At 71.2% G+C, this 12,217-nt stretch carries 12 protein-coding genes and 1 tRNA gene; 4 read left to right on the forward strand and 9 right to left on the reverse strand.

Annotated features, from left to right (window positions below; all coding sequences use genetic code 11):
- On the forward strand, positions 1–516 hold a 516-nt coding region (locus tag ACFWE1_RS16865), incomplete at its 5' end, for a DUF3459 domain-containing protein (protein WP_376934587.1).
- A 61-nt stretch (positions 517–577) separates the two neighbouring features.
- Here ACFWE1_RS16865 and ACFWE1_RS16870 read toward each other — a convergent pair.
- The 6 genes from ACFWE1_RS16870 to ACFWE1_RS16895 form a co-directional block, all read right to left on the reverse strand.
- Positions 578–650 (reverse strand) — tRNA-Arg (locus ACFWE1_RS16870).
- 159 nt (positions 651–809) lie between these two features.
- On the reverse strand, positions 810–1,742 hold the full coding sequence (locus tag ACFWE1_RS16875) for a carbohydrate ABC transporter permease (protein ID WP_376934730.1): 933 nt from the start codon (positions 1,740–1,742) through the stop codon (positions 810–812).
- A 38-nt stretch (positions 1,743–1,780) separates the two neighbouring features.
- Positions 1,781–2,776, reverse strand: coding sequence for a carbohydrate ABC transporter permease (locus ACFWE1_RS16880; protein WP_376934589.1), 996 nt, complete (start codon positions 2,774–2,776; stop codon positions 1,781–1,783).
- A complete protein-coding gene (locus ACFWE1_RS16885; protein WP_376934591.1) occupies positions 2,773–4,131 on the reverse strand; it encodes an ABC transporter substrate-binding protein in 1,359 nt (452 codons plus the stop codon). The genes ACFWE1_RS16880 and ACFWE1_RS16885 overlap by 4 nt, the downstream gene beginning before the upstream one ends.
- 87 nt (positions 4,132–4,218) lie before the next feature.
- On the reverse strand, positions 4,219–5,904 hold the full coding sequence (locus ACFWE1_RS16890; protein WP_376934731.1) for a glycoside hydrolase family 13 protein: 1,686 nt from the start codon (positions 5,902–5,904) through the stop codon (positions 4,219–4,221).
- A 276-nt stretch (positions 5,905–6,180) separates the two neighbouring features.
- Positions 6,181–7,200 (reverse strand): LacI family DNA-binding transcriptional regulator, encoded by a 1,020-nt coding sequence (locus ACFWE1_RS16895; protein WP_376934593.1) that lies wholly within the window; start codon positions 7,198–7,200, stop codon positions 6,181–6,183.
- 84 nt (positions 7,201–7,284) lie between these two features.
- Here ACFWE1_RS16895 and ACFWE1_RS16900 point away from each other — a divergent pair, with 84 nt between their 5' ends.
- A complete protein-coding gene (locus ACFWE1_RS16900; protein WP_376934595.1) occupies positions 7,285–7,608 on the forward strand; it encodes an ATP-dependent DNA ligase in 324 nt (107 codons plus the stop codon).
- Between the two features lie 18 nt (positions 7,609–7,626).
- On the opposite strand, the gene ACFWE1_RS16905 is transcribed toward ACFWE1_RS16900, so the two are convergent.
- Positions 7,627–7,884, reverse strand: coding sequence for a hypothetical protein (locus ACFWE1_RS16905; protein WP_376934596.1), 258 nt, complete (start codon positions 7,882–7,884; stop codon positions 7,627–7,629).
- On the reverse strand, positions 7,881–8,279 hold the full coding sequence (locus ACFWE1_RS16910) for a hypothetical protein (RefSeq protein WP_376934598.1): 399 nt from the start codon (positions 8,277–8,279) through the stop codon (positions 7,881–7,883). The genes ACFWE1_RS16905 and ACFWE1_RS16910 overlap by 4 nt, the downstream gene beginning before the upstream one ends.
- A gap of 118 nt (positions 8,280–8,397) precedes the next feature.
- Between ACFWE1_RS16910 and ACFWE1_RS16915 the strand changes: the two genes are divergently transcribed.
- A complete protein-coding gene (locus ACFWE1_RS16915) occupies positions 8,398–8,664 on the forward strand; it encodes a Rho termination factor N-terminal domain-containing protein (protein ID WP_376934600.1) in 267 nt (88 codons plus the stop codon).
- Positions 8,665–8,683: 19 nt separating this feature from the next.
- Here the strand turns inward: ACFWE1_RS16915 and ACFWE1_RS16920 are convergent, their stop codons facing one another.
- Positions 8,684–11,170 carry an ATP-dependent DNA ligase gene (locus tag ACFWE1_RS16920; protein ID WP_376934602.1) on the reverse strand — a complete coding sequence of 829 codons (2,487 nt, stop codon included), beginning with the start codon at positions 11,168–11,170 and terminating at the stop codon, positions 8,684–8,686.
- A 90-nt stretch (positions 11,171–11,260) separates the two neighbouring features.
- Between ACFWE1_RS16920 and ACFWE1_RS16925 the strand changes: the two genes are divergently transcribed.
- Entirely contained in the window at positions 11,261–12,193 is a 933-nt protein-coding gene (locus ACFWE1_RS16925) for a Ku protein (RefSeq protein WP_376934604.1), read from the forward strand.
- Positions 12,194–12,217 lie beyond the last annotated feature (24 nt).

Consider the following 12,217-nt stretch of genomic DNA (forward strand, 5'->3'; position numbering starts at 1 on the left):
CAGGGCGAGGAACTCGGCCTCCCCGAGGTCATCGACCTGCCCGACGACGCCCGACAGGACCCGACCTGGTTCCGCACGAACGGCGAACGCTACGGCCGCGACGGCTGCCGCGTCCCCATCCCCTGGGAAGCCGACTCACCCTCCTACGGCTTCGGCCAGACGGACGCCTCCTGGCTCCCCCAACCCGCCGAGTGGGCCGAGCACGCCCGCGACCGCCAGCACGACGCACCCGGCTCGACCCTGTCGATGTACCGGGCCGCACTCACCCTGCGCCGCGAGCACGCCCTCGCGAGCGGCACCCTCGAGTGGATCGACACGCCCGCCACCCCCGACGTCGTCGCCTTCACGAACGGCGCACTCCTCATCGTCGCGAACACCGGCGACACCACCCTCGCGCTCACGGACGTGCTGCCCGACGAGCACACCGCAGCCGCCGCCACGCAGCCACTGCTCGCCTCCGGCGACATGGCCCCAGGCATCCTGCCCGCCGACACCACCGTCTGGCTCACCCGCTGAACCGCGCTGCGCCGGCAAACGCAGAACGGCCCCGTCCGAAGACGGGGCCGTTCTCATTCCGTGCGCCCGGAGGGACTCGAACCCCCAACCTTCTGATCCGTAGTCAGATGCTCTATCCATTGAGCTACGGGCGCATCAGATGCCGCCTGGCGCAGGCTCTGCGATCAGGCAACCACGTCACTCTATCCCACGTCCGACGCGATTGCGAATCGAGCGCCGCGCGATCCCGAGTTGCCCGACTTTCATGAAAGTCGGGCAACTCGGGATGTTGCGCGGCGGATCGGGGACTGGGGCTAGCCCTTGACCGCGCCGCCGAGCCCCGCGCCGCTCAGGAAGAGCCGCTGGAACACGAGGAACAGCACGATCGGGATGAGCGTCGAGATCGCGAGCGCCGCCAGGAACACGTCGAGCTCGGTCTGCGACTGCACCGCGGGCAGGCGCACCGACAGCGGCTGCACGGCGGGGTCCGGCAGCACGAGCAGCGGCCACAGGAAGTCCTTCCACGCGGCGATCACGGCGAACACCGAGACCACGCCGAGGATCGGCTTCGACATCGGCAGCACGATCGACCAGAACACCCGGAACGGGCCCGCCCCGTCGGTGCGCGCCGCCTCGAACACCTCGCGCGGCAGCCCGTCGAAGAAGCGCTTCACGAGCAGGATGTTGAACGCGTTCGCCGCCGCCGGCAGCCAGACCGCCCAATACGTGTTCAGCAGCGAGGTGTCGATGAGCGGCGGATGCAGCACCGTGAGGTACAGCGGCACGAGCAGCACCACCGCGGGCACGAACAGGGTCGCCAGCACGAGCCCGTTCAGGATCGGGGCGTACTTCGGCCGCAGCACCGAGAGCGCGTAGCCCGCGGTCGTCGCGATCAGCAGCTGGAAGAACCAGGAGCCGGCGGCGACCCAGATCGTGTTCAGAAAGTACTGATCGATGTGGATGTCGTTCCACGCCGTCTCGAGGTTCGCCCAGTCGATCCCGTTCGGCCAGAGCTCGAAGGGATGGCTCAGGGTGTCCTGCGTCGGCGTGACCGCCGCCTTGGCGAGCCAGAGCAGCGGGCCGAGGCCGGCGACGACGAGCCCGACGAAGAGCACGACGTGCACGCCGGCCATCGAGACGCGCACGCCCCGCTTGCGCCGGTCGTGCCCGCTCAGGATGCCGCGGTCGCCGCCGGCCTCCGAGGGGTCGCGACGCCGCTTGCCGAGTCCGGCGAGCTTCTGCCGCAGGGCCGTGGCGGGCTGGGCCGAGGAGGGGGTGGGCGCGGTCAATTCGTGCTCCAGCGGTCGGTGAGCTTGAAGTACAGCCAGCTGAGCAGCCCGAGGAACACGGCGAGCATGAGGCTGAGCGCCGTGGCCTCGCCGTAGGCGCCGCCGAGACTGTTCTGGAAGGCGTAGCGGTAGATCAGCAGCAGCACCGTCAGGGTCGCGTTGTTCGGCCCGCCGCCCGTGAACAGGTACGGCTCGAGGAACACCTGCGCGGTGCCGATCACCTGCAGGATCAGCATGATGAAGAGGATGCCGCGCAGCTGCGGCAGCGTGACGTGCCAGATCTTGCGCCAGATGCCGGCGCCGTCGACCTCGGCCGCGTCGTAGAGCTCCGGCGGCACCGCGATGAGCGCGGCGAGGTAGATGATGATCGAACCGCCGGCCGCCGCCCAGGTCGCCTCGATGACGAGCGAGGGCATCGCGGTCGCCGGCGATTGCAGCCAGGGCTGCGGCGGGATGCCGACCCAGCCGAGGATGGTGTTGAACACGCCGTCGGGGCTCGCGTTGTAGAAGACCTTCCACAGCAGCACCGCGACGACGGGCGGCACCACGACCGGCAGGTATGCGAGCGCGCTGTAGAGGCCCTTGCCGCGGCGCACCTCGCTCATCAGCACGGCCATGATGATCGGCAGCGGGAAGCCGAAGACGAGCGCGAGGCCCGCGAAGTACAGGGTGTTCACGACCGCGGTGCCGAGGTTCGGGTCGGCGAGCACGCGGGCGAAGTTGTCGAGGCCGACCCAGATCGGGTCGCTGATCAGGTTCGTCTTCTGGAAGCTCATGACCACCGACCGGGCGATCGGCCACCAGCTGAAGACCCCGAACACGATGAGCATGGGCGCGAGGAAGGCGAGGTTCCACAGGCCTCCCCCGCGCAGCCAGGTGAGCGGGGTGCGACGGCGGCGGCGCGATGGGGTGCGCGCCGCCGCCTCGGGCGACGGATGCCCCGCGCCGGCCTCGGCCGGGGCATCCGTCTGATCGATCGCGGTGGTGCTCACTGGTCGAGCAGCGCCTGCGCGTCGGTGTCGAGCTGCACGAGCAGCGCGTCGATGTCGGCGTTGCGGTCCGTGAGGACCGCCTGCACGACGTTGTCCATCAGGGCGTAGATCGGCTGGGTCTGGCCCTTGAACTCGCCGACCGGGCTCTGGTCGAAGATGCCCTCGGTGAAGCCGGTCATCTGGTCGAGCGGAACGTTGATGTAGTCCTTGATCCACTCGCGCGACTCGAGGTAGGTGTCCTGGTCGAGCACCGGCAGCACCGGGGTGCCGACGGCCTGGTCGCTCGCGGCCAGCGCCTTCGCGTCGGCGACCGCGGCATCCTGGTTCATCAGCTTCTGCATGTAGTACCAGTCGATCCAGGTGACCGCGGCCTTCTTGGTGTCGTCGTCGACCGTGGGCGCCACGACCGCGATGTCACCGCCGCCGAGCACGCCGCCGCCGTCCTCGAGCGGGATGACGGTGAGGCCGTACTTGCCGGAGTCCATGCCGTAGTCGCGCACGAGCGCCGTGTACACGTCGGAGCCGCTCGTGTACATGCCGATGTTGCCGGCCGCGAACTCCTGGTTGATGCTGCCCCAGTCGAGGTCGAAGTTCGCGCCCATCGAGTTGTCTTCCCAGCGCAGGTCGTGCAGGTACTGCAGGGTCGCCTTCGTGGCCGGGTTGTTGATCGTCGAGGTGAAGGTGCCGTCGTCGTTCGCGGTCTGCAGCTGGGCGCCGCGCGAGTCGGCCTGCGCCGACAGCTGCCAGCCGCCCGTGCCGTTGCTCGTCATCGTCGCGTAGCCGGCCTTGCCGGTCTTCTCGGCGATGGTCTTCGCGGCGGCGCGCACCTCGTCCCAGGTGGTCGGCGGCTGGTCGGGGTCGAGGCCGGCCTGCTCGAACAGGTCCCGGTTGTACTGCAGGCCGTTGGCGTAGGCCTGGCGGGGGAAGCCGTAGATCTTGCCGTCGCCGCCGGTGACCTCCTCGAGGAGGATCGGGTTGAACTTGTCGGTGTAGCCGAGCTCGTCGATCTCCTTCGTGAGGTCCATGAGCTGGCCGTTCTCGAGCAGCGTCTTGGAGTCGGTGAAGGGCACGGTGAACACGTCGGGCAGGCTGCCGCCCGCGAGCTGGGCCGCGAAGGTCGGGGCGGTCCACTCGTACTCGACGCCGATGATGTCGATGTCGGGGTGTTCCTTCTCGAACTGCTTCTCCTGCTCGGCGAAGGCGTCGTAGGCCGCCTGGTCGGCGCCGGGCGGGAAGGTGGCGACGCGGAGCTCGAGCTTGCCGTCGCCGTCGCTGCCCCCGGAGGAGCAGGCGGCGAGCGCGCCGACCATGGCGAGCGCGGCGATGCCGGCTGCGACGGTGCGTGATGACTTCATTGTCGGTCCTTTCGGTGCTGTGATGCGAAGGGGTGCGGATGGTGCGTGGTGCGGATGGTGCGTGGTGGTGCAGGCGGATGGTGCGGGTCAGGGCGCCGTCGTCCCCGCCGGCGGCACGGTGCGCAGCCAGGCGGTGGCGTCGGCGGCGAGCCGGCCTCCGTCGAGCGGGGCGCTCGCGAGGAGGATCGACTCGTGCGGCGGCAGCTCGATCGGAGCCGGGCCGAGGTTCGTGATGCTGAGGAATCCGTCGCCGCGGCGGAAGGCGATCGCTTCGGGACCTGCGTCGACCCACTCGAGCGCACTGCGGTGCAGCGCGGGCTCCGCGCGACGGATGCCGAGGGCCCGCCGGTACAGCGCGAGCATGGAGGCCGGGTCCGCCTCCTGCGCTTCGACGGTGAGACCGGACCAGTCGGCCGGCTGGGGCAGCCAGGGGGCCGCCGTTGCGCCCGCCGGGCTGAAGCCGAACGGCTCGGCGAGGCCGCGCCAGGGCAGCGGCACCCGGCAGCCGTCGCGGCCGGGGTCGATGCCGCCGGAGCGGAAGTGCATGGGGTCCTGCAGCACGGCGACGGGCAACTCCGCCTCGGGCAGGCCGAGCTCGTCGCCCTGGTACAGGTAGAGCGAGCCGGGCAGCGCGGCCGTGAGCAGGGCGGCGGCGCGAGCGCGGCGGGTGCCGAGCTCGCGGTCGCTCGGGGTGCCGAAGCGCTTCTTGCGGAACGCGAAGCTCGAGTCCTCACGGCCGTAGCGGGTGACCGGCCTCGTCACGTCGTGGTTGGACAGCACCCAGGTGCTCGGGGCGCCGACCGGGGCGTGCACGCGCAGCATGAGCTCGATCGAGGCGCGCAGTTCGGCGGCGTCCCACGGGCGGGTCATGAAGTCGAAGTTGAACGCCGTGTGCATCTCGTCGGGGCGGAGGTACGCCGAGAAGCGCTGCGCGTCGGGCAGCCAGATCTCGCCGACGAGCACCCGGGGGTCGTCGTAGCTCTCGGTGATCCGCCGCCAGGAGCGGTAGAGCTCGTGCAGCTCGTCGCGGTCGATGTGGGGGTGCTCGCCCGGGCCGGGCTCGGCGGGGTAGTCGGGCAGCTCGGGGTGCTTCATGAGCTGGGCGGCGGAGTCGATGCGCACGCCGGCGACGCCGCGGTCGAACCAGAACCGCAGGATCTCCTCGTGCTCGCGCCGCACGTCGGGGTGGTTCCAGTTGAGGTCGGGCTGTTCGGGGGTGAAGAGGTGCAGGTACCAGTCGCCGGGGGTGCCGTCGGGGTTGGTGGTGCGGGTCCACGGCTCACCGGTGAACTCCGACACCCAGTCGTTGGGCTTCTCCGCGCCGGCCGGTCCGCGGCCGGGGCGGAACCAGAACCGCTCGCGCTCGGGGCTGCCCGGCCCGGCGGCGAGGGCCTCCTGGAACCAGGGGTGCTCGTGCGAGACGTGGTTGGGGACGATGTCGATGATGGTGCGGATGCCTCGCGCCGCCGCGTCCTCGATGAGCTGCTCGGCGTCGGCGAGGGTGCCGAAGGCGGGGTGGATGTCGCGGTAGTCGGCGACGTCGTAGCCGCCGTCGGCGAGGGGCGAGGGGTACCACGGGGTGAACCAGAGCGCGTCGACGCCGAGCTCGGCGAGGTAGTCGAGGCGGCTGCGCACCCCCTGCAGGTCGCCGACACCGTCGCCGTTCGAGTCGGCGAAGCTGCGCACGTACACCTGGTAGATGACGGCGCTGCGCCACCAGTCGGCGTCGCCGGCGGGGGCGGCCGGGCCGGTGGTGGCGGCGGTGAGTGGCATGGTCACGCGGTGGTGCTCCTCGTCGTTCGGCGCGCCGTCGCGTCCGACGACGGCGTCTTGCCGGTCAACGTAATGAGAGCAACAGGATGATGCAACTATTCAACAAATCGACAAAATGTTCCGACGACTTGCGTGAAATTGCGTCAGCCGCTTGCACCACCCGCGCAAGCGGCATCCCGCCCCAGACCGACTTGCCCGACTTTCATGAAAGTCGGGCAAGTCGAGAGCCAAGCAGCAGGGTTGCCCGACTTTCATGAAAGTCGGGCAAGTCTGAACTCAGGCGAGGGCGGGGGCGGGGGCGGGGCCCGTGGAGCCGCGGACGACGAGCTCGGGCGCGAAGAGCACCTCGTCGCCGAGGGCGCGCTCGCTCGTCATCTGCCGCAGCAGCAGCTCGATGACCATCTTTCCCATCGCCTCGATCGGCTGGCGCACGGTCGTGAGCGGCGGTTCGGTGCAGTTCATCAGCGCCGAGTCGTCGTAGCCGATGACCGACACGTCCTCCGGCACGCGCAGGCCCGCCCGACGCACGGCGCGCACGGCGCCGAGCGCCATCGGGTCGCTCGCGCAGACGATCGCCGTGACGCCCGCCTGCAGCAGCTTCGCGGCGGCCGCCTGCCCCGACTCGAGCGAGTACAGCGAGTGCACCACGAGCTCGTCGTCGAGCGCGAGGCCGTGCCGCTCCGCCATCCGCCTGGCCGCGGCCAGCTTTCGCCTGGACGGCACGTGGTCGCGCGGCCCGAGCAGGATGCCGATGCGCCGGTGCCCGAGTTGCACGAGGTGCCCGTAGCCCTGCTCGATCGACATGGCGTCGTCGCACGACACGGTCGCGAAGCCGAGGCCGTCGACCGGGGCGTTCAGCAGCACCGTGGGCAGCTTCAGCTCGACGAGCCGCGCGTAGTGCTCGTGCGAGGCGTCGCCCTGCGAGTACGCGCCGCCGGCGAAGACGACCCCCGAGACCTGCTGGTGCAGCAGCAGCTCGACGTAGTCCGATTCGGACACGCCGCCCGCGCTCTGGATGCAGAGCACGGGGGTGAAGCCGTTCTGCGCGAGGCCGCCGCCGATCGACTCGGCGAGCGCGGGGAAGATCGGGTTCTGCAGCTCGGGCATCACGAGCCCGACGAGGCGGGCCCGTTCGCCGCGGAGCTTCGTCGGCCGTTCGTAGCCCAGCACGTCGAGCGCGGTGAGCACGGCGTCGCGCGTGGACGCGGACACCCCGGGTTTGCCGTTCAGCACCCGGCTCACCGTGGCCTCACTCACGCCGACCTTGCGTGCGACATCCGCCAGTCGTCTCGACATGCGAGCAATGGTATGCGAACTGCGCGCAAGAACTCGACGAACAGTTCCCGGGCAGGCGGCCACCGGCCCGCGTAGGCTTGGCGCATGGGCAAACTGGTCTACGGCGCCTCGTTGCGCGAGTTCGACATCGACGACCGGACGCTCGCCCACCTGCGGGTCGCCATCCTGAACAAGCTGCGACGTTCCGAGTCGTTCGCGTTCACGTGGGAGCACGGCGTCGACCGCGGGTCGGGGCGCACGACGGTCTGGCTGAACGAGTCGATCCCGGTGCAGTTCGTCTTCAGCGGCAACCGCCCGCCGAAGCTGAACCGGCTCTGGATCGAGCAGCTGCTGCTCTCGGCCAACAGTGCGGGCGGCCTGCAGCACGTGCTGGAACCCGACGAGACCGAGCCGTTCGACGCCGAATAGCCTCCGGGCGGAGTCCGCTCAGTCGACCGCTTCGATCTGGGTGCGCACGTAGTCGCGCTCGTGCGCCTCGAGCCGCACAGGCGGTTCAGCATCCGGCCGTCCGCTGCGCGCCGCGATGACGACGATCTCGGCGATCGCCTCCTCGTCGAGCTCGGCCTCGAGGTCGCGGAGCACGCGGTGCTTCGCCTCGATCGAGAGCTGCGGCCACCAGCGCTCGATCTCGATCCGCGCCGCGGCCTCGTCCGCCTGCCCCAGCTCCTCGTCGCGCTCGCTCATGTCGTCGCCTCCTCCTCGTCGTCGCTGTGCTCGATCTCCTGCACGTCGACGCCGACCCGCACCGGCTGGCCGGGGTCGGTCGGGATCGGCCCGGTGTCGAGGTACTCGGGCACGAGCTCGATGCCCCCGGTGCTGTTCGCCGAGCGCATCAGCTCCTCGATCCAGCGCACACTGAGCTCGGGGCGCTCGGGCTCGTCGAAGACGAAGCGCAGCGGGATGGACGGATGCATCCACAGGGTGCTGCGCCCGCGCGGCTGATCCTCGGTGTGCCGCCAGGAGAAGGTGAAGCTCTCGTTGCGGCGCAGCTTCGTCGTGATCGCCACCTTCAGGTGGGCGAGTGCGCGATCCTCGATGCCGATCGGCGTACCGGAGTCGCCGTAGTACAGCGTGCCCATGCGGCCGATGCTACGCCGACCCGAGCGGCGACGCGAGCACCCGCCGGAAGCTGTCAACCCCCTGCCGGGCCGCTCGCGGGCGCCCTAGCGTCGCAGGCACCGAGGAAAGGAGCACGCCATGCCCGGACGACGGAACGCCGCACTGAAGGACCCCGAACTGTACGAGAAGCTCCGCGACGACGGCGCCTCCAAGGAGAAGGCCGCCCGCGTCTCGAACGCCGCGGCGAAGCAGGGTCGCAGCGCCATCGGCCGCAAGGGCGGATCGCACGGCGACTACGAGGACTGGACGGTTCCCGAGCTGAAGAAGCGCGCGAAGGAACTGGGCCTCTCGGGCTACAGCGGCAAGCGCAAGTCCGAGCTCATCTCGGCCCTGCGGAACCACTGACGCGGGATCGCGCCCCGGCTCAGCCGCCCTCCCGGCGCACGCCGGCCGGGTCGAGGTCGGGTCGGAGGCCGCGCCAGCGCGCGTGCCGGACGACGCCCGTGCGGGTCCACGAACCGAACTCGATCTCGCCGACGAGCTCGGGCGCGAGCCACACCGCGTCGGCGGCGTCCGCGGCCGGCACCTCGACGAACGGCGAGGTCTCGCGCTCCAGCTCGCGGAAGCGGGCCAGCAGCCGGTCGAGTTCGCGCTCGCGGAAGCCGCTGCCGACCCGGCCGACGTACTCGAGCCCACGCTCGCCGGGCAGCCCGAGCAGCAGTGAGCGGATTCGCCCCGTGCGCGTGCCGACGCCGCGCCGGTAGCCGCCGATCACGACCTCCTGGGTGCGCGCGAGCTTCAGCTTCAGCCAGTCGTCGCTGCGCTCCCCCGCCCGGTACGGCGCGTCCCGCCGCTTCGCCATGACCCCTTCGAGGCCGAGCCGTTCGGCCTCGGCGAGCGCGGCCTCGACCGGGCCCTCGGCGGGCGCCGGCACCTCGACCGGCACGCCGCTGCCGGGCCGCAGCAGCCGTTCCAGCCGCTCGCGGCGCCGCAGGTACGGCTCGTCGACGGTCGGGGAGCCGGCGACTTCGAGCACGTCGAAGAGCAGCAGCCGCACCGGGATGCGCGGCGCCGTCTTCGCGATCTCGCGCGGGTCGGCGAGGTTCATCCGGTGCTGCAGCAGACCGAAGTCGGGGCGGCCGTCCTCGTCGAGCGCGACGATCTCGCCGTCGACGACGGCGTCGGCGCGGAGCGCCGAGGCGAGCCCGGCGAGCTCGGGGTAGACGTCGGTCACGTCGCGCCCCGTGCGGCTCGCGAGCCGGCTCGCGCCGTCCTCGACGCGGGCGAGCACGCGGATGCCGTCCCACTTCCACTCGAGCGCGCGGTCGTCGCCGGCGAGGCCGGGCGCCCCTGCGACGGCGAGCATGGGCGCGTACGGGATGCGCGGCGGCCGGGCGGCGCCCGTGCGCGGCGCGGGTATAGCGATCCGCTGCGCCGGGGCGAGCGGGGAGGCGGATGCCTCCGCCGCAGCCGGCGCCGCGTGCCGCTGCCCGGCCCGCTGCTCCTTCATGCGGTGCAGCAGCCAGCTGCTCTTCTCGCCATCCCCGTCGGTGCGGATGAGCGCGAGCCGCACCCGCCCGAGCGGCCCGCCGACGCGGCCCTCGAGGGTGAAGATGAGCTCGTCGTCGCGCCACTTCTCGAGCTCGTACTCACCGGTGTCCCACACCGTCATGGTGCCGGCGCCGTACTCCCCGGCCGGGATGGTGCCCTCGAAGTCGAGGTACTCGAGCGGGTGATCCTCGGTCTGCACGGCGAGGTGGTTCACGCCCGTCGTCTCCGGCACGCCCTTCGGCACCGCCCAGCTGCGCAGCACCCCGTCGCGTTCGAGCCGCAGGTCGAAGTGCAGCCGCCGGGCGTGGTGCTCCTGGATCGTGAAGCGGCGGCCCGAGGCATCCGTCGCGCCCGAGGCATCCGCGCCCGCCGTCTCGATGCGCTCGCGCGCCGCCGGGATCGGCTCGGGCGTCGCGCCGACCGTGCGCTTGGCGCGGTACGCGTCGAGCGCATCGCCGCCGGGTGACGCCGCGCGGCCCAGGCGCGCCATCGGATCGCCGCCCGCGGTGACCCGGGCGAGCACCTCCTGGAACTCCAGCTGCGCGAAGCCCGGCTCGTCGAGCTCGGCCCACTCCCGCGGCGCCGCGACGGAGGGGCGCAGCCGGCCGCGCAGGGAGTAGGGCGCGATCGTCGTCTTCTTGCCGTTGTTCTGGCTCCAGTCGATGAGCACCTTGCCCGTGCGCAGCGCCTTGCGCATGCTCGACACGATGAGCTCGGGGTGGTCGGCCTCGAGGGCGCGCGCCAGCTCGTGCGCGACGTCCGAGACCTGCTCGGAGCTCTGCGAGCCGTCGAGCCCGGCGTAGAGGTGCAGGCCCTTGCTGCCGCTCGTGACGGGCACCGCCTCGAGACCCATGCCGCCGATGACGTCGCGCACGAGCCGGGCCACCTCGGCGCACTCGGCGAGGCCGACGCCCTCCCCCGGGTCGAAGTCGAAGACCATCCGGTCGGGGTTCGCGGCGGAGCCGTCCGGCGCGAAGCGCCACTGCGGCACGTGCAGCTCGAGCGCGGCCTGCTGGGCCATCCAGACGAGGCTCGCCCGGTCGCCCGCGATCGGGTAGGTCTTGGGCCCGTCGGAGTGCTGGATGATCCCGCGGCGCAGCCACTCCGGCGCGTGCTCGGCGAGGTTCTTCTCGAAGAAGGGGGTCTCGGGATGCTCCGCGGTGCCGACGCCGTGCACCCAGCGCTTGCGGGTGACCGGGCGCCCGGCGACGTGCGGCACCATGACGGCGGCGATCTCGGCGTAGTACGAGATCACCTCACCCTTCGTCGTGCCCGTCTCGGGGTACATGACCTTGTCGAGGTTCGTCAGCCGCAGCCGTCGACCGTCGACTTCGACGAGCTGGCGCTCCGCATCCGCCATGCCCCCATCCTGCCCGTTCGCGCACCGGGGAGGCGAGGGCTTGCGCGCAAGGGGGTTCCGGTGCGGCATCCCGGGGTGTTCACTGGGGGTATGCGAGCCGTCTGGAAAGGGGCGGTCACGTTCGGCCTCGTGAACGTGCCCGTGAAGCTGTACAGCGCGACCGAGGACCACGACGTGAGCCTGCACCAGGTGCACGACGAGGACGGCGGCCGCATCAGGTACCAGCGCAAGTGCGAGGTCTGCGGCAAGGTCGTGGCCTACCAGGACATCGACAAGGCGTACGACGACGGCGAGCGCACCGTCGTCATCACCGACGCCGACCTCAAGGCGCTGCCCGCCGAGCGCAGCCGCGAGATCGAGGTCGTCGAGTTCGTGCCGAGCGAGCAGATCGATCCGATCATGTTCGACCGCTCGTACTACCTCGAGCCCGACTCGGCGTCGAGCAAGGCGTACGTGCTGCTGCGCGAGACCCTCGAGTCCACCGACCGCACCGCGATCGTGCGCCTCGCGCTGCGGCAGAAGACGCGGCTGGCGGCGCTGCGCGTGCACGACGAGGTGCTCGTGGTGCAGACGCTGCTCTGGTCCGACGAGGTGCGCGAGGCCGCGTTCCCCGCGCTCGACGAGAAGGTGAAGATCAGCGACAAGGAGCTCGCGCTCTCGAAGCAGCTCGTCGAGAGCCTCGTCTCCGACTTCGATCCGACGCAGTACGTCGACGAGTACCAGCAGGAGCTGCGCACCCTCATTCAGGCGAAGCTCGAGCAGGGCGACGCCCTCGACACCGCGGCCACCTTCGGCGAGGAGCCCGAGGAGGAGGGCGCCGAGGTCATCGACCTGATGGAGGCGCTGCGCCGCTCGATCTCCGCCAAGCGAGGCGGCGGCGCGGATGCCTCGGACGGGGCGGATGCCGCTCCGAAGAAGTCGACCAGGAAGAAGCCCGCCGCGAAGAAGACCGCGCCCAAGAAGGCCGCCCCCGAGAAGGCTCCGGCGAAGAAGCCGGCGGCCAAGAAGAAGGCGGCCTCCTAGCCCGCAGCGGGCCGGGGCGCCGCT

Origin of the sequence: Agromyces sp. NPDC060279, from assembly GCF_042726785.1 — a bacterium.
Classification (GTDB): Bacteria; Actinomycetota; Actinomycetes; order Actinomycetales; family Microbacteriaceae; genus Agromyces.